23 protein-coding genes are annotated in these 22,035 nt (G+C 31.1%); 16 read left to right on the top strand and 7 right to left on the bottom strand.

Annotated elements, in window-relative coordinates:
- Positions 1-289 precede the first annotated feature (289 nt).
- The 7 genes from HNV10_RS13410 to HNV10_RS13380 all read left to right on the top strand — a co-directional run bounded on the left by HNV10_RS13410 (position 290) and on the right by HNV10_RS13380 (position 6,401).
- Positions 290-670: a DUF3997 domain-containing protein gene (locus HNV10_RS13410; protein WP_241695510.1), complete on the top strand. Its 381-nt coding sequence runs from the start codon at positions 290-292 to the stop codon at positions 668-670.
- 394 nt (positions 671-1,064) lie between these two features.
- Positions 1,065-2,354: an alkaline phosphatase family protein gene (locus HNV10_RS13405; protein WP_173301893.1), complete on the top strand. Its 1,290-nt coding sequence runs from the start codon at positions 1,065-1,067 to the stop codon at positions 2,352-2,354.
- A 167-nt stretch (positions 2,355-2,521) separates the two neighbouring features.
- Complete coding sequence (locus HNV10_RS13400) at positions 2,522-3,160, top strand: hypothetical protein (RefSeq protein ID WP_173301892.1); 639 nt, start codon at positions 2,522-2,524, stop codon at positions 3,158-3,160.
- Positions 3,161-3,310: 150 nt separating this feature from the next.
- Positions 3,311-3,628, top strand: coding sequence for a hypothetical protein (locus HNV10_RS13395; protein WP_173301891.1), 318 nt, complete (start codon positions 3,311-3,313; stop codon positions 3,626-3,628).
- Positions 3,629-3,956: 328 nt separating this feature from the next.
- On the top strand, positions 3,957-4,835 hold the full coding sequence (locus tag HNV10_RS13390) for an energy transducer TonB (RefSeq protein ID WP_173301890.1): 879 nt from the start codon (positions 3,957-3,959) through the stop codon (positions 4,833-4,835).
- Between the two features lie 383 nt (positions 4,836-5,218).
- A complete protein-coding gene (locus tag HNV10_RS13385; protein ID WP_173301889.1) occupies positions 5,219-5,767 on the top strand; it encodes a hypothetical protein in 549 nt (182 codons plus the stop codon).
- 52 nt (positions 5,768-5,819) lie between these two features.
- Positions 5,820-6,401, top strand: coding sequence for a pentapeptide repeat-containing protein (locus HNV10_RS13380; protein WP_173301888.1), 582 nt, complete (start codon positions 5,820-5,822; stop codon positions 6,399-6,401).
- 79 nt (positions 6,402-6,480) lie between these two features.
- On the opposite strand, the gene HNV10_RS13375 is transcribed toward HNV10_RS13380, so the two are convergent.
- The 3 genes from HNV10_RS13375 to HNV10_RS13365 all read right to left on the bottom strand — a co-directional run bounded on the left by HNV10_RS13375 (position 6,481) and on the right by HNV10_RS13365 (position 7,820).
- The gene (locus HNV10_RS13375) at positions 6,481-6,969 is read right to left on the bottom strand and encodes a hypothetical protein (protein ID WP_173301887.1); all 489 of its coding nucleotides are present in this window, start codon (positions 6,967-6,969) and stop codon (positions 6,481-6,483) included.
- 16 nt (positions 6,970-6,985) lie between these two features.
- On the bottom strand, positions 6,986-7,246 hold the full coding sequence (locus HNV10_RS13370; RefSeq protein WP_173301886.1) for a hypothetical protein: 261 nt from the start codon (positions 7,244-7,246) through the stop codon (positions 6,986-6,988).
- Between the two features lie 97 nt (positions 7,247-7,343).
- On the bottom strand, positions 7,344-7,820 hold the full coding sequence (locus HNV10_RS13365) for an Hsp20/alpha crystallin family protein (RefSeq protein WP_173301885.1): 477 nt from the start codon (positions 7,818-7,820) through the stop codon (positions 7,344-7,346).
- A 448-nt stretch (positions 7,821-8,268) separates the two neighbouring features.
- Between HNV10_RS13365 and HNV10_RS13360 the strand changes: the two genes are divergently transcribed.
- Positions 8,269-9,408, top strand: a complete 1,140-nt coding sequence (locus HNV10_RS13360) for a TlpA family protein disulfide reductase (RefSeq protein ID WP_173301884.1) — start codon at positions 8,269-8,271, stop codon at positions 9,406-9,408.
- 162 nt (positions 9,409-9,570) lie between these two features.
- On the opposite strand, the gene trhA is transcribed toward HNV10_RS13360, so the two are convergent.
- Together trhA and HNV10_RS13350 are read right to left on the bottom strand one after the other, a co-directional pair.
- Positions 9,571-10,197, bottom strand: coding sequence for a PAQR family membrane homeostasis protein TrhA (gene trhA / locus HNV10_RS13355; RefSeq protein WP_173301883.1), 627 nt, complete (start codon positions 10,195-10,197; stop codon positions 9,571-9,573).
- Entirely contained in the window at positions 10,181-10,903 is a 723-nt protein-coding gene (locus HNV10_RS13350; RefSeq protein WP_173301882.1) for a DUF4294 domain-containing protein, read from the bottom strand. Before HNV10_RS13350 ends, trhA begins: the two co-directional genes overlap by 17 nt.
- A 123-nt stretch (positions 10,904-11,026) precedes the next feature.
- Between HNV10_RS13350 and HNV10_RS13345 the strand changes: the two genes are divergently transcribed.
- The 6 genes from HNV10_RS13345 to HNV10_RS13320 all read left to right on the top strand — a co-directional run bounded on the left by HNV10_RS13345 (position 11,027) and on the right by HNV10_RS13320 (position 17,190).
- On the top strand, positions 11,027-12,115 hold the full coding sequence (locus HNV10_RS13345; RefSeq protein ID WP_173301881.1) for a M42 family metallopeptidase: 1,089 nt from the start codon (positions 11,027-11,029) through the stop codon (positions 12,113-12,115).
- A 71-nt stretch (positions 12,116-12,186) separates the two neighbouring features.
- Positions 12,187-12,741, top strand: coding sequence for an NUDIX hydrolase (locus HNV10_RS13340; protein ID WP_173301880.1), 555 nt, complete (start codon positions 12,187-12,189; stop codon positions 12,739-12,741).
- Positions 12,741-13,418: a PrsW family intramembrane metalloprotease gene (locus HNV10_RS13335; RefSeq protein WP_173301879.1), complete on the top strand. Its 678-nt coding sequence runs from the start codon at positions 12,741-12,743 to the stop codon at positions 13,416-13,418. The genes HNV10_RS13340 and HNV10_RS13335 overlap by 1 nt, the downstream gene beginning before the upstream one ends.
- Before the next feature lie 84 nt (positions 13,419-13,502).
- Positions 13,503-13,979, top strand: a complete 477-nt coding sequence (locus HNV10_RS13330) for an acetyl-CoA carboxylase biotin carboxyl carrier protein subunit (RefSeq protein WP_173301878.1) — start codon at positions 13,503-13,505, stop codon at positions 13,977-13,979.
- Between the two features lie 130 nt (positions 13,980-14,109).
- Positions 14,110-15,549 carry an acetyl-CoA carboxylase biotin carboxylase subunit gene (accC, locus tag HNV10_RS13325; RefSeq protein ID WP_173301877.1) on the top strand — a complete coding sequence of 480 codons (1,440 nt, stop codon included), beginning with the start codon at positions 14,110-14,112 and terminating at the stop codon, positions 15,547-15,549.
- A 99-nt stretch (positions 15,550-15,648) separates the two neighbouring features.
- Positions 15,649-17,190: an acyl-CoA carboxylase subunit beta gene (locus HNV10_RS13320; RefSeq protein WP_173301876.1), complete on the top strand. Its 1,542-nt coding sequence runs from the start codon at positions 15,649-15,651 to the stop codon at positions 17,188-17,190.
- A 26-nt stretch (positions 17,191-17,216) separates the two neighbouring features.
- Here the strand turns inward: HNV10_RS13320 and HNV10_RS13315 are convergent, their stop codons facing one another.
- Positions 17,217-18,989: an ABC transporter ATP-binding protein gene (locus HNV10_RS13315; RefSeq protein ID WP_173301875.1), complete on the bottom strand. Its 1,773-nt coding sequence runs from the start codon at positions 18,987-18,989 to the stop codon at positions 17,217-17,219.
- A 247-nt stretch (positions 18,990-19,236) separates the two neighbouring features.
- On the opposite strand from HNV10_RS13315, the gene HNV10_RS13310 reads away from it, so the two are divergent.
- The gene (locus HNV10_RS13310; RefSeq protein ID WP_173301874.1) at positions 19,237-20,433 is read left to right on the top strand and encodes a multidrug effflux MFS transporter; all 1,197 of its coding nucleotides are present in this window, start codon (positions 19,237-19,239) and stop codon (positions 20,431-20,433) included.
- A gap of 13 nt (positions 20,434-20,446) precedes the next feature.
- Here the strand turns inward: HNV10_RS13310 and HNV10_RS13305 are convergent, their stop codons facing one another.
- On the bottom strand, positions 20,447-21,067 hold the full coding sequence (locus HNV10_RS13305) for an L-threonylcarbamoyladenylate synthase (RefSeq protein WP_173301873.1): 621 nt from the start codon (positions 21,065-21,067) through the stop codon (positions 20,447-20,449).
- 47 nt (positions 21,068-21,114) lie between these two features.
- Here HNV10_RS13305 and HNV10_RS13300 point away from each other — a divergent pair, with 47 nt between their 5' ends.
- Positions 21,115-21,978, top strand: a complete 864-nt coding sequence (locus HNV10_RS13300) for an alpha/beta hydrolase (protein WP_173301872.1) — start codon at positions 21,115-21,117, stop codon at positions 21,976-21,978.
- The last annotated feature ends 57 nt before the right edge of the window (positions 21,979-22,035 follow it).

Genomic DNA, 22,035 nt, shown 5'->3' with positions numbered 1-22,035 from the left:
TGAATTTCAACTCGAATTAAGCTAAAAAGCTCAACTTTGCGCGAATTTCAACTCATTCGGAACATAAACTTGAATTTAAATACAAACAATTACTAAAGCCAACAATGTGTATAGTTAATTGCTGTATTGAGATTACGTACGAAAATTCCGTTGGAATTTTCTCGCGTTCGTGCTTTTTTTGCTAAATTAGTTGCTTAAACAACGCAACTAAACCATACACGCACACGTTGTACCACATATAGCCAAAACATTGCGAATAAGGAAACTTACTTTAATTTTAACTGGAATTTTGACTTTAAATTCCTGCTGGAATAACCCAAGCGAATCTGACTTAATAATCGGAAATTACTATGTTGGTTGGAATGATTTAGTAGCTAATAGAGCAATTGTAGAAAAAACCGAAAAAGACTCACCATATTCAAGTGGAATTATTTCTGATTATGTTTTCGCGGTTGGACATAACTCTGATTTTATAATTGCCAAACAACATCCATATTTGAATGACTTGACTGTTACTAAATATTTTATAATTGACATCAAGAAAAGAGAATCTGGAATGAATAATTCAGTAATCGGACCATTGGAAAAAGAAGAATTTGACAAAAAAAGAATTGAATTAAATATTTCGGAATTGAAGTTTGACCAAAATTATCCTGAAAATCCGAATTAAAAATACGTGGTACAACACCGTGTATATTTAATTGCTGTTTTCTTCTCTACTTGTGAATATTCCTTCGGAATATTCACAGGTTCGTAAATGTTTGCTAAATTAGTTGCTTAACCACGCAACTAACCATACACAAACACGATGTGGTGAAATTGCCTGCGGCACGTAGAATCGCGTTTTCCAAACGCTTCCTTTCTACTAATTTCACCACATCGTCCACTATTAATTGCACCTCCAAAAATTTTGTGATATATTTAGTCGAGTCTAGGTGAGCTCCACACGAAACTACACACATCAGCGTGTATAGCGAATGAGGCGCAATTATGGCTCCTCGTGAGGCGCGCCTCACTTCGCCATACACAGTGGACGTTAACTGCAAGCTGAAAAACGAATTCAAATGAAACAACGGAACATAATAATATTTATTTTTATTATTGGAATGATATTATTGTTTTCCTGTAATAGAAAAATAATAAGTTCACCTCGTACCATTACGAAAACAAAATCAAACGTTACCCAAAAAAAACCTTATTTAATATTAATCTCACTTGATGGATTTAGATGGGATTACGTAGAAAAATATAACCCACCTAATTTGAGTTCATTCATTAAAAATGGTGTTAAGTCAAAATCACTAATACCTTCATTCCCTACTAAAACTTTTCCAAACCATTATACAATTGCAACAGGACTTTATCCAGACAAACATGGAATAATAGGAAATATATTTTATGACTATAAAAAATATACTCTATTTAATAAGAGGAATCCTAAAATGGCAGAAGACGGGAGTTTTTATGGAGGTTCACCTATTTGGGTTGAGGCAAATAAAGTAGATATTCTAACTGCCAGTTATTTCTTTGTAGGAACAGAGGCTAATATTCAAGGAATCAGACCAACATACTATTACAAATTTGATAATAGCGTTAAAAATGAAGAACGCGTTAATCAAACAATAAATTGGTTGAATTTGGAGGAGAAAAGCAGACCACATTTAATCACTTTATATTTTGGTGATATGGATGAAGTTGGACACGACTATGGAACTTATGATGACGAAAAATTGAAAACGGCATTGTTTGAACTAGATAAAAATTTAGGCGATTTGTTTAAAGGTGTATCAGAAACTAATCTTCCAGTAAATATTATTATCGTTTCTGACCATGGTATGGGAAATCAGTCTACTAATAAAATAATACCTATAGATTCTATCGAAAACGATGACTTATTCATGACAATTGAAAACGGTACAATAGTAAATATTCATCCAAAAAAAGAGATTGAAATAGATTCTGTACTACAATATTTAAAACAAAAGGAAAATAATTTCAAAGCTTATAGAACTGAAAATACACCAGGTTTTGAATACATCCCAACTAATAAAAATTGGGGTGCAATACAATTAATACCAGATTACGGTTATCATTTTTGGAATCAAAGACGAAAAGACGCTCTTATTGAAGAGGGTGTTAAAACATTTGGCGTTCATGGCTATGATAGCAAATACAAAGAAATGCATGGAATATTTTATGCGAATGGTCCAGCCTTTAAAGATGGTTATGAAATACGTTCGATAAAAAACATTCATATCTATCCATTAATGTGTAAGATTTTAGGATTGAAAATTCCTGAATCGATAGATGGAGATATAAATGAAATAAAAAGTGTTTTAAAAGAAGACAATTGAATTAAGAATAATGCCAGCAGGTAACAACGTGTATAATTAATTGCTGTATTCTTCTCTACTTGCGAAAATTCCTGCGGAATTTTCACGGGTTCGTAAAAGTTTACTAATTTAGTTGCTTAACCACGCAACTAACCATACACAAACACGTTGTAGCACATTTGACCGAAATGAAACCAAAGTTCAAAACAAAACATATAATAGTTTTAATTTTATTTCTACTTGTTGGTTATGTTTTGACTAATATGTTTAGAACAAAACGTCTGACTGAAAAAGAAAAAGCGTTTATTCCGTATGAGAAAAATGACGAAATAATATTTGAGTCAAATAAATCAGAAATTGATACAATTAATATAACTGATTTAACTCTCTCTGAACATCCACCAAATTTAGGAGATATGTTTTGGGCAAAAAATACGGAAGCCTTAAGGGTTCAAACTAACAATCATTGTAAAACTTGTGATGGACTGGTATCTTTAAGAACAGAAAACTTTTCGTTTGACACAAATGTTTCTTGGTCGATTAGAATTAATTGTAAAAATTATGTTTTCGGAACTAATTTGGCATCTATTAATAAATTAAAGAGCACAAAACTAGTTGTAAACGGAATTGAATATGTGGATGTTTTAGTTTTGGAAAGAGGAGAAAGATTTATAAGACCAAAAGATAAATTTTCAAAAATGTTTTATAATGGAATTTTTCCAATCGATAGACTTTATTGGAGCAAATCAAATGGAATAATGAAATTTGAAATTATCGAAACGAATGAAATTTGGACAATAAAAAACGCAGTACATCACCGCAAATAATTAATTGAATTTTAAGTACTTACTTATGAAAATACCTGCAGAATTTTCGTGCATTCGTAAAAGTTTGCTAACTTAGTTGCTTAACCACGCAACTAACCAGATACACAAACACGTTTGCTGTAATTGACCACATAATAAACTCAAAATTCAATGATTAAAAATAAATTTCACGGAAAATTAGGGGAATTGATTGAAAGAGCAGAAAGTGGAAATGCAGAAGATGTAGATTTTATAATAGGTCATTTAACTGATAAATCTAGTTTAGCTATTACTCGTTATGTCGACTATGCTTTGAGCTTAGTGAAAAATGAAATTGGAATTTTACGTTTAGAATATTATTTATTTAACGGAACACTTATTCAACGGAATTATTGTTGCTTATTTTTTAACAGAAGATTAGATTATGACATTGTAGATCGAGCTTGCCGATTAGGTTTGATAGATGAAATTCAGGCATTTTCAAGATAAACTAGCTTATTAAGAATTGTTAATTTGAACCATTCCTTAAGGTAAATAAGTTAATGTTAAAGTATCAACTTTTATCAACTGGATTTAACCAGACCGATTGATACTCTTAGGAATAATTTTCATTTTAGCTTATCCAATATATGACTTAATACAGGTAATCTGAAAAAAAAATACAGCTAACAACGTGTATAAAAAATTGCTTATATTGGCTTAAACAAAAGGTAGTTGCATGTTTGCACACATCTTATTTTTCTTCGGAAAATCCTCGCGCACAAACAACGCAACTAACCATATACAAAAACGTTACCCAACATTTAAAACAAACTTTATGAAATACAAATTACTATTAGTTACCACTCTTATTTTCAGTTTTTTAATTAAGGCTCAAAATCTTAGTGATGAAACAATAATGGGAGAATGGAAAACTATAAATGTCGAAATTCCAAACTCTGATAAAGTACCTCAAAAAGAAGCTTTAAAATTTATGGAAGATGCTTTTTTAGGCTCAATTTTCAATTTCAAAGGAAATAAAGTTTTTAAAATAGAATATGGTAAAACAGCAGACGATAGAATAAAAGAATTATTTTTTCTTGACAATCAAAATTGGATAATTCAAAATGACCAGATTAAAATTGGAATGGATAACGATTATTCTTCTATGCACATTATTTTTCAAGAAGTAAATGGTAAAACATATTTTTCACTTCCAATGATGAGATTAGAAATGGAGAAAATAAGTACTGACAAACCTACAAAACCAAAACTAATTAAATCAAAAAAAGAAAAAATAGAAACGGTTGATTATACTAAATCAGAATTGATAAATAAAGAAATTGATGAATCAAAAATTATTGACTTTAAAGAAATAGAAAACCCACCATTAGCACCCGAATGTAAATCGAAATGGGACGTTGATAAAAAGAAAAATTGCACAAATAAATATATTAATATGCACGTTGCTAGAAAATTTAATACTGATTTAGCGGCAGAAGTAGATGTCACAGGAAAAATTAGAATAAATATTGAATTTGTAATTGATACAAACGGAAGACCAATAAACATTACTGCAAATGGCGGACCTGAAATTATGAATCAAAATGCAATTGAAGTTATAGGATTATTACCTGATTTAAAACCAGGAACATTAGATGGAGAACCTGTAAATGTTTTTTACAAAATGCCTCTAGTTTTTCAAATTGCGGAATAAAAACGTTAGGTAACACCGTATATAATTAATTGCTTGGTCACTGCCGACTTAAGAAAATTCCGCTGGAATTTTATATCTGTGATTTGTATGCTAACCTAGTTACTGTAACACACTACTATTCTTATACAAAACCGATGTGGTGAAATTGCCTGCGGCACGTAGTATCGCGTTTTCCAAACGCTTCCCTTCTACTAATTCTATAACATCATCCACTGCTAATTGCACCTCTTCAAATTTTGTGCTATATTTAGTGAAATCTACGGAAAACTCCGAATGATACTGAACATATTATCGTGTTTAGCGAATAAAACACAATTATAACTTTGCGCTAAACGCTTCCCTCTTAGCCAGACACAAAAGACGTTTTACAATATTTAAGAAAAATGAAAATCCGATTATTATTTTTACTCACTTTAGCAACTTCGTTCTATTCCTGCCAAGAAAAATCGGAGTTTATTTCTAATTGCGAATGTGTAAAAATAGATTTTAAAAATGGTATTAAAGTAACAGATAATCTAGACAGGTTTCAAGCAACTTTTCCGAATAAAAATTGGGAGCCATACATTCACACAGATGAATTAGGTAATGGAATTGTAGGAGTTGTACTGGATGGAAGTAGTTTTAAATCGTTTGGAGTTACGGAATTGACTAAAGCTAAAAATTGGTTGAATAAAAAAGAGCAACAAGCCGATATTGAATCTAAATACAACGTTATAGAATCTGGTTTAACTAAAATAAACGGAATAGAATCTTTGTGGAATTTAGTTGATTTTAAAAATGATTCTATTCCTTCTTTAACTTTATATATATCCACTGAACATCCTACAGAGAATTTATTTTATACTTTAAATTTATCTGTAAGTAAAGACAAATACGGAAAAAAGGAACTTTGTGAATTAGAAAATATAATGCGAACTTTCCATACTAATTAAAACACATTATACAACAATGTTGTAAACAAATAGAATAAAATATAGAGATTGAATGAAAGAACAGTTTATAGAAGAAAAAACATTTAAAAAAAAGGACTTTTCGGAAAATGGAATAGAAAAAGGCGAATATGAATTATGCACTTTTTTAAATTGTAATTTCTCAAATTCTGACTTGTCTAAAACCACTTTTATAGACTGCGAGTTTTATGACTGTAATTTAAGTTCAGCTCATATTTTACAAACAGGATTTCAGAATGTACTTTTTAAAGACTGTAAAATGTTAGGTTTACAGTTTGATAAATGTAACGATTTTGGTTTTTTAATAAAAGTAGACCAATGCCAATTAAATCATTCATCATTCTTTAAACAAAATCTTTCAAAAACTTTATTTAAAAAAACAAAACTTAAGGAAGTAGATTTTACAGAATGTGATTTGAGTTCATCCATTTTTAAAGATTGTGATTTAAAAAATGCTATATTCAAAAGCACCGACTTACAAAATGCTGACTTTAGAAGTTCTTATAATTTAATAATTGACCCAGAAAACAACAAAATTAAAGGAGCAAAATTCACTTTAGACACTATAGTTGGTCTTTTATCAAAATATAATATCAAGATAGAACCCAGCTTTTAGACTTCAATTAAGTATTCATATAAATGATGAGGCATTTAGAATTAATGTTTACTAGATAAAAATTAAAGACGAAAACCATTTAATTTTCGTCTTCAGGTTTAATAAATTCAGACTGATATTTTTCTAAAAACTTCTTTTGTCTCTCTATCATTTGCTGTCTTATTTTATCTATATCCATAAAGTCTTTACCAAAAGGACTTTCAAAAAAATCATCATTAAAAAAACGCTTGCTAAAAAGGGAATCTTGAGAAAAAATATTTTCAAATCCTTTATTTTCAAATCTAGAATAATTAGTAAAAAATCTTGATTTAAATGATTGCATTAAACTGTCTTTATCATAAGACGATAAATCGTTATACTTAACGTTAGAAGACCAAGAATAAATACTATCATACCGTATTAAATTACCGTTTTCATCAAATTCTTTATCAACTTTCCAAGACCCTTCTGGTACTTCAGCTATTTTCTCATCACTTTCTTTTTTTAGCGTTTTATTGCCTTCATTATTTTGTCCGTTACAGCTAACATTTAACGAGATAACCATAAATAATAAAATAAATTTTTTCATCACTTAATGTTTTAAGTTAAACTGAATTTAGAGATTGGTTTAATCTTTCTTTTTTTAGTAAACCTTTATATTCTATAATTTTAATTAATTTATTTTGGTGAAATACTTTGGTTTTCCGTTCACCACTTATGTACCAAACACATTCCAAGTAACTATCATTATGAACAAAACCAAATATTGAATCTTTTTTTGGAACATATTTGAGGACTTGCATTTTTGGAGCGGTTAGTTTTCCTTTAACTTTAACCCATTCCCCAGATTTAAATTTTCTTGGCATGATTAAATAATTTTAAAGAATTAAACTATTTATTAAGTAGGAAGCCAATTTCTTCAGCTTCCTACTTAATATTTTACTCAAAAATTTATTGAAACACTTATAAAACTTTAATGCTTCTTACAGGCTTTTGTTTAGCCTCTTCTTTTTTTGGTAATACAATACTTAAAATACCGTCTAGATAGCTTGCATTAATACTTTCATCATTCACACTTTCAGGTAAATTAAAAGTTCTTTTAAATGAAGAATAACCAAACTCTCTACGTGTATAATTTTCTCCTTTTTGTTCTTTTTCCTCCTTTGTTTCAGTAGAAATAGATAATACCTGATTATCAAGGTCTATTTGAAAATCTGATTTTTTTAAACCAGGAACTGCCATTTCAACCATAAAAGCATCAGCTGTTTCTTTAATATTAACTTTTGGCAGCGTTATACCTGTATTAAAGTTTGAGGTAAATACTGATGGTAAGTCTCTATTAAAAATATCATCTAACCAATTAGACAAAGTTGGGAAGTTTGAATTTGAATTTGTGTTCGTTAAACTTCCGTTTTTAGGAACACTTACTAAATTGCTCATAATTACAAAATTTTAAATTAAACATTATTTCAAATCGAAATCTTAAGACGACTTCAACCTAGAATTAACAAAAAAAATACCAAAATCAATAATCTCCATCTTTTTCTACCTACAACCACTATTATTAGATGCTAATTTGTCATAATTATGAATTATTGTCATATTTAACTCTGAATTACTGGCATTTTTACATTTTTTATATCTAATTACAAGCATAACATTCAATAATAAAATAAAGCTTGCTATTATGTACTTTACATAATAATGTTCACAATTAATTGGTACCTTCTCCTACATCTTTAAAACTAGTCGCAATAAAAATTAGGTAATTATTTGCTAACTTAGATGCTTCATAAAACAACTATAAAAACCAAATTATTCACTTTAATTTTTGATAAAATTGAGAACTACAATTATAAAAATTCTTACCTGTCTTAGCTTAACGTCCATGACATTTGTAGCTTGTAATTCTTCAGCAGATATATCAGGTCAACTAGAAGGAGTAAACAAGGAAGGAATAAAGGTTTATTTAATTAAACCTGAAACCTTAAGAAATGTAGCTGCATCTTATTTAGGAAAAGTCATAGATTCTGCTACCGTAGATTCTAAAGGCAAATTTCAATTTTACAATTTACCAAAAACTAAAGAACCCGTTTTGTTAGAATTGGCCTTACAACAATCTAATAACGCTCCTAATTATTTAGAAACTGAAAACTTAAACGCGTCTAACTACATGCCAATACTCTGGCAAATAGGCAAACCACTTAAAATTAGTGCTAAATTAGATGAATTTCAAAATAGTTTTTCTATTAAAAAACCTTCAGAAATCAACAAAGCGTTGCTAGACTTAAGAGATATAAAAAAGAAAGCTTATGAAACCTATCTTGCAGGAAAGCAATGGCAATTTGAAGACGGGAGCGAATTATTAGAAAAGGAACACGCTATTTTACAATATCAAACCGAATTAATAGAATTTGCAAATAAAACACAATACCTAATGCCAGCAATGGTAGCTTTAAGATGGGTAAGCCTAGAGAATGATTACGAACGTGTACCTGAATTTTTAGTTAATCAATGCAATAAATGGAAGCAAAAACAACCAAATCATCCATGGGTAAATGAGCTATGTAAAAAAAGTGACGCCTCTAATTTACCTGTTTTAATAGGTGATAAATTTCCTAATCTTAAAGTACCTATGATAACTAAGGATACACTTACTCTCAACAAACTATTAGGAGACAAACTCACTATTATAGACGTTTGGGCCTCTTGGTGTGCGCCTTGCCGTAAAGAAAACCGTGAAGTATTAGTACCAATTTGGGATGAGTATAACGACCAAGGATTACAAATAATTGCCTATGGTTTAGAAAGTGATGAGGCTAGCTGGAAAGCAGCCGTAGAACGCGATGGAGCAGACAGATGGTCTAATGCATCAGATTTACAAGGAGATGAAACATCGTTCTTAAAGAAAATTAGACTTCAAACTATACCTGCTAACTTTATTCTCGATGGTAATGGTGTTGTTATAGCTAAAAATATGCACGGAAAAGCTTTAATGGATTTAGTAAAAAGCCAAATGAATTTATAGGTATTTCTTAGTGTTTTATTTACGGTATTGATTAAATGTCTTCGTTATCTAAATTTTACTATACAATATTAGTTTAGAGTGTGATTATAGGTTTACAACAGCCATTTCTTGTATTTTCTAACCAAAATTTATTCTAATTATTACCTAAAAGAATGAGTTTAACTAAATCACAAATAAATAAATCATAAAAAAATGACATATAGCACCAGCTAAAACAAATAAATGCCATATCACATGATTATAAGGAATCTTCTGTATAGCATAGAAAATAATGCCAACCGTATAAAATAAACCACCTGCAAACAACCATAAAATACCTTCAGAACCAAGTGCTTCTGAAGCTTTTGAAAAATCAAATACAATTAACCAACCCATTACAAGATATAAAAGGGTTGAAAAAATCTCAAAGCGTCCTGTAAAAAAGAGCTTTAATATTACACCAAAAGCTGCTATTCCCCAAACAGACCAAAAGAGAGTCCAACCTAAGCTATCAGTTAATAGAATGAGTAAAACAGGTGTGTAAGTTCCTGCTATTAAAAGATAAATACTTACATGATCTACTATTCTAAAATAATATTTCTGCCTATCCTCTTTAACCGAATGGTATAATGTAGAGGCCAAAAACAATATAATGATAGACAAACCATATACAATAACACTAAATAAATGCCATGGTTTTGCAGCATCTGTTTTCAAAATTAGGAGTACTAAAGCTGCTATACCTAAAAGCACACCTAAACCATGTGTCCAACTGTTTAATTGTTCTTCGTGTTTAGTTTGAATTCGCATCCTTTACTTTTAAATTTTTAGTAACAGTTTTTTTAGGCTTATACCATTTATTATAGCAAGCATAAAAATCAATCTCAAATGCAGCACGTTGTCTCACTAATCGTTCATTCTGAAAAGCGCGTTGTAAAATATCTTCAATCAAATAATCCTCTTCTTCTTCTAATGGATTAAATTCTTTCTTCAATGAAATATCAAAGATACTAGCTGTACTATTAAACCAAAATGCGCGCCAACCACTGCGTAATTCTTTTATTAAATTGAAAGTAGTTTTGCCTGTTTGTCTATGTATCAGTTTTACTAAAATCTGCCCTTCGGTTTTAGTCAGTTTTTTTAATTCTGCAGAAAATTCATCTTCAATATACTTTTGTATAACTTTAGCATAACGCTTTTTATCGCGCTTACGTTCTAACTCATCGAGTCGTAATTGTAATGCTTCTAACCTTTCAGCGGCAAGTTTAGCATAAGGATATACTTTTAATGTTTTTCGTCTTAAAATTATATATCTAATTCTCGCTGCTCTGTCTGCAAATTTTAAATCTGGTAAAACTAAGACTTCATTCAATTCTACAGTTGTAACAGGTATAGAATCGCCTTCTATAATCATGTATTCTACTTCTGTTGAGTCTTGTTTCTGCTCTACAGGTGTTTCTTGCGCTGCAATAACAACATTAAAAAATAGTGCGATATAAGTAATGTACTTTTTCAATTTCTATTATATCAAAATTGTCTTTAAAGATGCAATAATAATCCTATTCAAAATTAGTAATATTTATAGTCTATAACCTTAAAATCGCATTAATATTATTATTTTTAAAGAAAATTTATACAGATGGCTAAAAAACAATTAATAAACAAAAAGTCAATGAACTTTTTGGAAAAATACTTGAATAACGCTTCTCCCACTGGATATGAATGGGAAGGTCAAAAAATATGGATGGATTATTTAAAACCATATGTTGATGAATTTATCACAGATACTTATGGTACAGCTGTAGCAGTTATAAATCCGAAAGCAAAATTTAAAGTTGTTATTGAAGGGCATGCAGATGAAATTTCTTGGTATGTTAACTACATTTCAGATAATGGATTAATCTATGTTATTAGAAATGGAGGTAGTGATCACCAAATAGCTCCTAGTAAAATTGTAAATATCCATACCAAAAAGGGCATTGTAAAAGGGGTTTTTGGTTGGCCAGCAATACATACCAGAAATAGAGCTAAAGAACAAGCACCAAAACCAGATAATATTTGTATTGATATAGGTGCAAAAGACAAAGCTGAAGTTGAAAAAATGGGTGTTCACGTTGGTTGCGTTATTACATATCCTGATGAATTTCATATTCTGAATAAAGATAAATTTGTTTGTAGAGCATTAGATAACAGAATGGGTGGTTTTATGATAGCTGAAGTCGCTCGTTTATTACATGAAAACAAAAAGAAACTACCTTTTGGACTATACATTACCAATTCTGTACAAGAAGAAATTGGTCTACGTGGTGCACAAATGATTACTGAAACTATACAACCTAATGTAGCAATTATTACCGATGTAACTCATGATACTACAACGCCAATGATTGAGCAAAAAACACAAGGTTATGCAGAAATCGGTAAAGGACCAGTTGTTGCTTATGCTCCTGCAGTGCAGCAAAAATTGCGCGATTTAATTACGGATACTGCTGAAGAGAAGAAAATACCATTTCAACGTGCAGCATTATCTAGAGCAACAGGTACAGATACAGACGCCTTTGCGTACAGTAATGGAGGTGTCGCTTCTGCCCTAATTTCGTTACCATTACGTTATATGCATACCACTGTAGAAATGGTACATAAAGACGATGTAGAAAACGTAATTAAACTAATATACGAAACGTTGCTTAAAATAGAAGACGGAGAAACATTTAGCTATTTTAAATAATCTTTTTTAAGACCTGTTAGAATATATACTAAACTCATTTTAGTTTATAATCTAACAGGTTTATTATTTTTATGGACGAATACATAGACATTGTTGATAAACAAGGAAAACCAACAGGAACTAGAGCATTAAAATCAAAAGCTCATAAATATGGTTGGTACCACAATACCATACACTTATGGTTATTTACTGATAAAGGTGAAATTTTATTACAACAACGTTCTCATAAAAAAAGTATTTACCCGTTACTTTGGGATGTTTCTGTAGCAGGACATATTGATGCTGGTGAAACTTTTATAGAAGCAGCTCTAAGAGAAACCAAAGAAGAAATTGGATTAGAGTTAGAACCTCATAATCTTCAACATATTGGTGTTTTTCTGCATGAAACCAATTATGATAATGGTAACATTAAAGACAATGAATTTCATCAAGTTTTTATAGCACAGTTAAAAGTAAATATAGAAGAACTTGTACTTCAAGAAGACGAAGTTGAAGCCATTAAACTTGTTTCGCTAAAAGAATTTGAAACCTTATTAAAAAACAGTAAAAGCAATAATCATTTTGTAACAAGTAATACGGCATATTATAAATTCATATTAAAAACCATTAAACAAAGACACTCTTAATGAATTTACTTTTACTAGCCATTGCACCTGTTTTCGCCATTATTTTATACATTTATATTCAAGACAAACATGAAAAAGAACCTCGAAAACTTTTAATTTCGAGTTTTCTATTTGGTGCCATCGTTAGTATACTCATTGTTTTTGTATTGTATTTGTTTACAGGCCACTTTATACCTTTAACAGACAAATTTAGTATTTGGCAACAGTTTATACAGGCCTTCGTCGTAGTTGCACTATCAGAAGAATTTAGTAAATACGTCATCGTAAAATACTACGCTCAAGCTAAAAAGGCATTTAACGAGCCATATGACGGTATTATATATGCCGTTATGGTTTCTATGGGATTTGCTTGCACAGAAAACATTATGTACGTTATAGATGGAGGTTACCAAACAGCACTATTAAGAGCCTTTACAGCTGTACCTGCACATGCTACCTTTGGAATTTTAATGGGCTATTTTATGGGAAAAGCAAAATTCTCCAAAAATAGATTTTTATTCAATTTAATGGGATTATTATTGGCTGTTCTATTTCATGGAGCATATGATTTTTTTCTATTTATAAATTTTATTCCAGGAATTTCTATAGGCGCTTTTATTTCATTAACCGTTGGTATTATTTTATCTAGAAAGGCAATCAAATTACATCAAGATAATTCTAACTTTAAATCTTTATGAAATTCTTATAAATACAGCGATTTATTTCATATTTTGTCAAAAATTTCAATCATAAATCAGCTATCTATTAATAAATAAGAATTTATGTATAAACTAAAAGTTAATGACACCAATACTTTTGAATTATCTAAAGAATCATTAAAAACCCTCGATGTTATTGAAACATCTGTGAACCATTATCACATTCTACAAGATAATACGTCTATTAAAGCCGAAATTCTTAAACCCGATTTTAACAATAAAATTTATTCTGTTAAAGTGAATAATAACACCTATGAAGTTGTAATTAATGATGCTTTAGACCAACAGATTGAAGCTTTAGGTTTTGAAATGGGGATTTCAAAACAAGTGAATAATATTAAATCTCCAATGCCTGGATTAATTTTAGAATTAAACGTTAATGTTGGTGATAATGTTAAAGAAAATGATGTTTTATTTATTTTGGAAGCCATGAAAATGGAAAATGTAATTAATTCTCCTCGCAATGGTATTATAAAATCTATTAAAGTAAAAAAAGGCGATACTGTTTATAAAAACTCACTTATAATTGAGTTTGAATAACCCAAGGAAGTCTGTTAAGAACAACGATAACTTTGTTCTCACTATTAATTCAGCCCCAAAATAAAGTAAGAATAACTGTAGCTTATATTGTGTAATAACGCAATAGATATAAAAACAAGGTCTGTAAAAAATGAAAAAAATATTAGTTGCCAACAGAGGAGAAATTGCAATTCGCGTAATGCGAACCGCAAAAAAAATGGGTATTAAAACAGTTGCTGTTTTTTCTGAAGCTGATAGAAACTCGCCACATGTAAAATTTGCAGACCAAGCCATTTGCATTGGTCCAGCGCCTTCAAATCAGTCGTATTTAAGAGGCGACAAAATTATAGAAGTCGCCAAATTATTAAACGCAGATGCTATACATCCTGGTTATGGTTTTCTTAGTGAAAACGCTGATTTTGCAGAGCTAGCAGAAAAAAACAATATCATTTTTATTGGACCAAGGTCTAAGGCTATTAAAATGATGGGAGATAAATTAGCAGCAAAAGATGCCGTTAAAGATTATAATATACCTATGGTTCCTGGTGTAGATTATGCTATTAAAAATCCAGAAGAAGCTATAAAAATTGCCAAAGAGATAGGCTTCCCTATTCTTATAAAAGCTGCTGCAGGAGGCGGCGGAAAAGGCATGCGTGTTGTAGAAAAAGAAAAAGATGTTGTAGAACAAATGAAACGTGCAATAAGCGAAGCAACATCAGCTTTTGGAGATGGCTCTGTATTTGTAGAAAAGTACGTATCATCTCCTAGACATATTGAAATACAAGTTATGGCTGATAACCATGGCAATATTTTACACTTTTTTGAACGAGAATGTTCCGTTCAACGTCGTCATCAAAAAGTTATTGAAGAAGCTCCTTCTTCTGTACTTACACCTAAATTAAGAGCAGAAATGGGACAAGCTGCTATTAATGTGGCTCGATCTTGTGATTATTTGGGTGCAGGTACTGTAGAATTTTTACTAGATGATAAGCATAATTTTTATTTCTTAGAAATGAATACGAGACTTCAAGTAGAGCATCCTGTTACTGAGTGGATTTCTGGTGTAGATTTAGTAGAACTTCAAATAAAAGTAGCTCGTGGTGAAGCTTTAAACATAAAACAAGAGGATTTAAAAATTAATGGTCATGCGTTAGAACTCAGAGTTTATGCAGAAGACCCTTTAAATGATTTCTTGCCTAGTGTTGGTAACTTAGAAATATATAGACTTCCTATTGGTAAAAACATTCGTGTAGATAATGGTTTTGAAGAAGGAATGGATATACCTATTTATTATGACCCAATGCTGTCTAAACTTATTACTTACGGTAAAACTAGAGAAGAAGCCATAGAGTTAATGATAAAAGCTATAGACAACTACGAAATAAAAGGTGTACAAACCACATTACCATTTGGGCGTTTTGTTTGTGAACACGACGCTTTTAGAAGTGGTAATTTTGACACCCATTTTGTAAAAAAATACTACTCACCTAGCCTCATAAAAAAACAACAGCTATTAGAAGCTGAGATTGCAGCTAAAATAGCATTAAAACATTATTTAGAGGAACAGAAATTATTACGATTACCCAATTAGTAATATGGATAGTATCAATCTTTAAGCATATATATCAACAAAAAAATATAACAAACATAGTTTTGCACCTTAAGTGCCTTTGCAATAAACCAAAAGAGCATGGACAAAAAAATAAAAACCCTTAACGATAAAATAGCACTTTCTAAATTAGGAGGTGGACAGGCTAGAATAGACAAACAGCATAAAAAGAAAAAACTGACAGCCAGAGAACGTGTTTTGTACCTTTTAGATGAAGGTTCTTTTGAAGAAATTGGTGCTTTAGTAACCCATAGAAGTAAAGATTTTGGCATGGCTAATCAGCAATTCTATGGTGATGGTGTTGTAACAGGCTACGGAACAGTTAATGGCAAGTTAATTTATGTTTTTGCACAAGACTTTACCGTTTTTGGTGGTTCATTATCTGAAACTCATGCAGAAAAAATCTGTAAGATTATGGACTTAGCTGTTAACGTAGGTGCTCCAATTATTGGACTTAACGATTCAGGTGGTGCAAGAATTCAAGAAGGTGTTCGTTCTTTAGGTGGTTATGCAGATATATTTTTTAGAAATGTAAAAGCTTCTGGTGTTATTCCTCAAATTTCTGCAATTATGGGTCCTTGTGCAGGTGGCGCAGTTTATTCTCCTGCTATGACAGACTTTACACTAATGGTACAAGACACTAGCTATATGTTTGTTACAGGTCCAAATGTGGTTAAAACAGTTACTAATGAAGAAGTAACAAGCGAAGAGTTAGGAGGCGCAAGTGTACATTCTTCAAAATCTGGTGTAGCTCATAAAACGAGCGCAAATGATGTAGAATGTATCGAAGATATTAAAAAACTTTTGAGTTATTTACCACAAAGCAATAGAGAAACCGTTGAAGATTTAGAATTCGATTTTAAAGATGAAATTAGAGAGTCCTTAGAAACAATTGTACCTGAAAACCCTAATAAACCATACGACATGCATCAGGTTATAGAAGGCATAATAGATAAAGATTCTTTTTATGAAATTCATAAAGAATATGCAGAAAACATTATTGTTGGTTTTGCTAGGTTGGGAGGAAAAAGTATAGGCATTGTTGCCAACCAACCTATGTTTTTGGCTGGTGTATTAGGTGTAAAAAGCTCTAAAAAAGCAGCACGTTTTGTGCGTTTCTGCGATTGTTTTAATATTCCGTTGTTAGCATTAGAAGATGTGCCTGGCTTCTTACCTGGTACTGATCAAGAATGGAATGGTATTATTGTTAATGGAGCAAAATTACTGTACGCCTTTAGTGAGGCAACGGTTCCAAGAGTTACTGTTATTACTCGAAAAGCATATGGTGGCGCTTATGATGTTATGAATTCTAAACATATTGGTGCAGACATGAATTTTGCATGGCCAAATGCTGAAATCGCAGTAATGGGAGCTAAAGGTGCTGCAGAAATAATCTTTAAACGAGAAATCTCGGCTGCTGAAGACAAAGAAGCTAAATGGAAAGAAAAAGAGGCTGAATATGCAGAGCTTTTTGCTAATCCATATAGTGCTGCAGAACGTGGTTTTGTTGATGAAGTTATTTTACCTCAAAATACTAGGCGTAAATTAATAAAAGCCTTTAAAATGCTTGAAAATAAAGAGGTATTGAGACCTAACAGAAAGCATGGTAATATTCCACTTTAATAAAGCTTTTAACTACTTTTTCAAACTTATATTTTAGCTTGAAAGGTATATAAATCATAATAACGGCCTTTTGTTTCTAATAACTCGTCATGCGTACCGCGTTCTACAATTCGGCCCGCTTCAATAACCAAAATTTGATTTGCTTTTTTAATAGTGCTTAAGCGGTGAGCAATAACAATGGTTGTTCTATTATTAGTTAATTCTGATAAACTTTTTTGAATTAAGCTCTCACTTTCTGTATCTAGATTAGAAGTAGCTTCATCTAAAATAATAATTTTAGGATCTGCTAATATGGCTCTCGCAATAGCTATACGTTGACGTTGACCTCCCGAAAGTTTTACACCTCGCTCACCTATTAAAGTTTCTAAACCTTGATCAAAGCGATCTGTAAATTCGTTAACATAAGCCGCTTTTACAGCATTTTGTAATTGTGCTTCTGTTGCATTAGGTCTAGGAAACATTATATTTTCTCTAATGGTTCCTTCAAAAAGAAATTCGTCTTGTAAAACCACACCTAAATGCTGTCTAAAACTATTTAACTTCACTTTTGATAAATCTTTGCCATCAATAGTCACCATTCCAGATTCAGGATTTAAAAAAGTTGCTGATAATCCGGCTATAGTTGATTTTCCAGAACCCGAACTACCAACCAAAGCAATCACAGAACCAGAGGGTGCTTCAAAATTAATATCATGTAATACTGGTTTTCCTTTTTCATAAGCAAAAGACACCTTATTAAATGCTATATCACCTTTTACATTTTCAAGTTGAATGGTTCTCTCCTCTTGCTCATCTTCTGTAGCTAAATTCATCAATTCTTCTGTACGATCCAAACCTGCTAAAGCTTCGGTTAGTTGACTACCAATATTACTCATCTGAACAATTGGTGCTACCATAAAAGCTAATAAAAACGTGAATTGCAAGAAATCTCCTAGTGTTATTGCCCCTTGCATCATATAATGACCTCCAATTCCCATTATTCCGGTTGTTGCTAGACCAATTAAAAATGTTGACGAACTGGTCATTATCGCCGTAGCCGTCATACTCTTTTTTACATTCTTAAAAATATGGTCTACTCCTTTTTCAAACACTTTATGTTCTTGTTCTTCTGCATTAAAAGCTTTTATTACGCGTACACCTGCTAATGTTTCGTTTAAACGCCCTTTGACCTCTGCATTTATTTTGCCTCTAGCTCTAAATATTGGTCTAATATATTTAAAGGATTTTAATGCTATAATTCCAAAAATTGAAAGTGGAATAAACGTAAAAAGTGTCATCCAAACATTCATTCTAAGTAAAATTACTAAAGTTACAATTGCCGTAAACGAACCACCTACCAACTGCACCAAACCAGTACCTATTAGGTTTCTTACACCCTCAACGTCTGTCATAATTCGAGACACTAAAGCTCCAGATTTTGTATTATCAAAAAAACTAATTGGCAATGACAAAACTTTGCGCTGTACTTGCGCTCTTAATTCACTAATTAAATATTGTGCCTGTATACTTAATACTTTTGTTAATAAAAATGATGTTACAGCTTGGATTAAAATAGCTCCAATAACAATAGCTATTAAGGCATATAATTGATTGTAATCTTTATTAGGTACAACTTCATCTAATAGCACTTTACTTTCTAAAGGAAGAACAAAGCCTGCTAAACTTCTAATAATTATAAGTACTAAACCTAAAAATACTATTTTTCGTCTTGGCCAAATAATAGTTTTAAAAGCAGTGGCCATTGTTACTCTTGGCTTTTTAGACTTGGTTGTTTTAGTACTATCTTTTAGATGCTGCATAATAATTCTAAATTTTGCGTAAAGATACGTTTACAATTTTCTTATCGCATTAAACAATTAATTGAATTATTTTGAAATAACCATAGTTAGTATGTATTTACTAAACATTTAAATTTAATTCTTGGTTATAGAAAAAAGACATGCAGTATTCAATGCTTAATTAGAAACATAAATTTCTAGTAGCTATATTTAAATAAGGTTATAAATTCTATCTAAAAATTGTTAATAATTGACTTACTTTTGCGCCATGCAAAATCAAAAACGGTCGCAATTAGAATTTATAGTATTAATGGCAGCATTAATGTCTATAGTGGCTTTATCTATTGATGCTGTATTGCCTGCGCTGCCAAATATTGGAATGCATATAAACAGTTTAGGAGACACCGAAAACCAAAAACTCATCACAGCCATATTTTTAGGATTAGGTTTTGGACAGCTCTTATTTGGACCATTATCAGATAGTTTTGGCCGTAAACCCATGGTTTACTTCGGATTTGGCGTTTTTGTAATCGCTTCTATTATTTGCATTACCACTAAGAATTTTGAAATGATGATTTTTGGCCGTGTTTTGCAAGGTATTGGTTTATCTGCGCCAAGAACTATGAGTATTGCCATTGTTAGAGATTCTTATAGTGGCGATCATATGGCAAAAATCTTATCTATAGTAACAATGACCTTTATTTTGGTGCCTGTAATTGCACCTATGTTAGGTCAGTTTTTATTATTGCATTTTGGCTGGCACTCTATTTTTACATTTAACCTATTGTTTGGGCTAATAATTATGTTATGGTTTTGGAAACGACAACCGGAAACATTGCATCAAAAATATCAAAAAACGTTTAGACTTTCCATTTTTAAATCTGGTACAATAACATTCTTTAGAATAAAATCTGCTGTTATTTATACTATTCTTTCAGGATTAATAACTGGTTCATTTATGGTCTATTTGAGTACTTCTCAACAAATTTTTCAAGTACAATATAATTTAGGCGAATACTTTCCCTACATATTTGCTAGTTTGGCAATAACTATTGGTTTATCTACATTTTTAAATAGTGCTATTGTTATGCGATTTGGTATGTGGAATCTCGTTAACATTGCTTTATTGGCTTTTGTAGGTATTTCACTCCTTTACGTCATTCTATTTTGGTCTGGCATAAATCCACCAATAGAAATATTGATACTGTTTTTAATGCTTCAATTTGCAAGTGTCGCTTTCTTGTTTGGTAACTACAGAGCATTAGCCATGCAACCCATGGGACATATTGCAGGTATTGGTTCTGCTCTAAATGGCTTTATATCTACAATTATGGCTGTACCTATTGCAAACTATATTGGCAGTTTTGTAACCACCTCTGTATTGCCTTTATTTCTCGGATTTTTAGTAACAGGAATTATAGCCTTAGTTTTATTTTATAGTGTTAAGAAACCTGTTAGAGAATAGTAATTTTAGTTGTTTAAAAAATCTCTAAACTCCCTTTACCTTCTCTTACTACAATTGGTTCATCGTCGGATAAATCTATAATAGTAGAAGCTTCATTATCGCCATAGCCACCATCAATCACTATATCTACCAATTTATCCCATTTCTCAAGTATTAATTCTGGGTCTGTTGTGTACTCTAAGACGTCGTCTTCATCTCTAATAGAAGTTGAAACAATTGGATTTCCTAGAGCACCAACTAGTGCTAAAGCTATAGAATTATCTGGCACTCTAATCCCAACTGTTTTTCGTTTTTTAAACGGGTTTGGTAAATTTTTGGAACCTGGTAAAATAAAAGTATAAGGACCTGGTAATGCTCTTTTTAATATTTTAAATGTAGTGGTATCTATTTGTTTTACATAGTCGCTAAGATTACTTAAATCTTCACAAACAAAGGAAAAATTCGATTTTTCAAGCTTAACACCTTTAATTTGAGCAATGCGTTCTAAAGCTTTAATATTAGTAATATCGCAACCCAATCCATAGACTGTATCTGTTGGATAAATAACTAATCCTCCATTTTTCAACACTTTAACTACCTTCTGAATCGCTTTAGGATTCGGATTTTCTGGATATATTTTAACAAACTCAGCCATAATAACTATATTTAGGACACGTTTACAAAGTAACTATAATTTTTATTATGAAACATTTAAAAATAGTATTCATCTTATTATTTTCAATTTCAACATTAATTTCATGCTCATCCGATAATGATGACAATGCTCAACCACAAGTTTTAGACCCATTAGAATCGTATACAGAACTCAATGTTTCTTATGGATCAGATAATGATCAGGTTTTTGATTTATACTTACCTGCAAATAGAACAACGAATACTAAAACTTTAATCCTTGTGCATGGAGGAGGCTGGTCTGCTGGCGACAAAGCCGACATGAATGACTTTAAAGATTTTATTTTAGATCAAATGCCTTCCTATGCCGTTGTAAACATAAATTACCGCTTAGCAGATACAAATAACCAAGCATACCCAATGCAAATAGATGATATTACAAGCGTAATTAATTGGTTAGAAGCTAATGAAGCCTATTACACAATTTCTGAAGATATAGGTTTTGTAGGTGTTAGTGCTGGTGCACATTTGTCATTATTATGGAGTTATGGTTTTGATACTAATAACAAAACTGAAATGGTTTGCAGCGTTGTTGGCCCAACTAATTTTACCGATCCTGCTTACCTAGATAATACAGACCCTATACTACAAGGCTTGTTAGTTAATTTAGGTCTAGATACATCTATACCATATCTTGAAGAAATAAGTCCGTACCACAGAGCAACAATTTTAGCTCCTCCTACAATTATGTTTTATGGTGGAGAAGATCCTTTAGTACCAACAACACAAGGTACAGCAATGCGAGATAAACTAGAAGAATTAAATGTAACGCATGAGTTTACATTATACCCAGACGAAGGCCATGGTTGGGTTGGGCTTAATCTTTTAGATACTACTATAAAATTAAAGAACTTTATAGAAACACACCTATAACGGTAATGTGTTAAAATACAGTTTAAAAAATGTTAAAAACATAAAATAATGTAACAT

The sequence above is a fragment of the Winogradskyella litoriviva genome, assembly GCF_013249065.1.
Taxonomy (GTDB): domain Bacteria; phylum Bacteroidota; class Bacteroidia; order Flavobacteriales; family Flavobacteriaceae; genus Winogradskyella; species Winogradskyella litoriviva.
This window is presented reverse-complemented; position numbering and strand designations above follow the sequence as displayed.

Bases quoted from the DNA above. Each gene is read 5' to 3' on its own strand.
- HNV10_RS13390 (WP_173301890.1), top strand. From the start codon at position 3,957: ATGAAATACAAATTACTATTAGTTACCACTCTTATTTTCAGTTTTTTA.
- HNV10_RS13345 (WP_173301881.1), top strand. From the start codon at position 11,027: ATGGCTAAAAAACAATTAATAAACAAAAAGTCAATGAACTTTTTGGAA.
- HNV10_RS13395 (WP_173301891.1), top strand. From the start codon at position 3,311: ATGATTAAAAATAAATTTCACGGAAAATTAGGGGAATTGATTGAAAGA.
- HNV10_RS13300 (WP_173301872.1), top strand. From the start codon at position 21,115: ATGAAACATTTAAAAATAGTATTCATCTTATTATTTTCAATTTCAACA.
- HNV10_RS13360 (WP_173301884.1), top strand. From the start codon at position 8,269: ATGACATTTGTAGCTTGTAATTCTTCAGCAGATATATCAGGTCAACTA.
- accC (WP_173301877.1), top strand. From the start codon at position 14,110: ATGAAAAAAATATTAGTTGCCAACAGAGGAGAAATTGCAATTCGCGTA.
- HNV10_RS13385 (WP_173301889.1), top strand. From the start codon at position 5,219: ATGAAAATCCGATTATTATTTTTACTCACTTTAGCAACTTCGTTCTAT.
- HNV10_RS13310 (WP_173301874.1), top strand. From the start codon at position 19,237: ATGCAAAATCAAAAACGGTCGCAATTAGAATTTATAGTATTAATGGCA.
- HNV10_RS13320 (WP_173301876.1), top strand. From the start codon at position 15,649: ATGGACAAAAAAATAAAAACCCTTAACGATAAAATAGCACTTTCTAAA.
- HNV10_RS13370 (WP_173301886.1), bottom strand. From the start codon at position 7,246: ATGCCAAGAAAATTTAAATCTGGGGAATGGGTTAAAGTTAAAGGAAAA.
- trhA (WP_173301883.1), bottom strand. From the start codon at position 10,197: ATGCGAATTCAAACTAAACACGAAGAACAATTAAACAGTTGGACACAT.
- HNV10_RS13335 (WP_173301879.1), top strand. From the start codon at position 12,741: ATGAATTTACTTTTACTAGCCATTGCACCTGTTTTCGCCATTATTTTA.
- HNV10_RS13365 (WP_173301885.1), bottom strand. From the start codon at position 7,820: ATGAGCAATTTAGTAAGTGTTCCTAAAAACGGAAGTTTAACGAACACA.
- HNV10_RS13400 (WP_173301892.1), top strand. From the start codon at position 2,522: ATGAAACCAAAGTTCAAAACAAAACATATAATAGTTTTAATTTTATTT.
- HNV10_RS13405 (WP_173301893.1), top strand. From the start codon at position 1,065: ATGAAACAACGGAACATAATAATATTTATTTTTATTATTGGAATGATA.
- HNV10_RS13380 (WP_173301888.1), top strand. From the start codon at position 5,820: ATGAAAGAACAGTTTATAGAAGAAAAAACATTTAAAAAAAAGGACTTT.
- HNV10_RS13330 (WP_173301878.1), top strand. From the start codon at position 13,503: ATGTATAAACTAAAAGTTAATGACACCAATACTTTTGAATTATCTAAA.
- HNV10_RS13305 (WP_173301873.1), bottom strand. From the start codon at position 21,067: ATGGCTGAGTTTGTTAAAATATATCCAGAAAATCCGAATCCTAAAGCG.
- HNV10_RS13315 (WP_173301875.1), bottom strand. From the start codon at position 18,989: ATGCAGCATCTAAAAGATAGTACTAAAACAACCAAGTCTAAAAAGCCA.
- HNV10_RS13340 (WP_173301880.1), top strand. From the start codon at position 12,187: ATGGACGAATACATAGACATTGTTGATAAACAAGGAAAACCAACAGGA.
- HNV10_RS13375 (WP_173301887.1), bottom strand. From the start codon at position 6,969: ATGAAAAAATTTATTTTATTATTTATGGTTATCTCGTTAAATGTTAGC.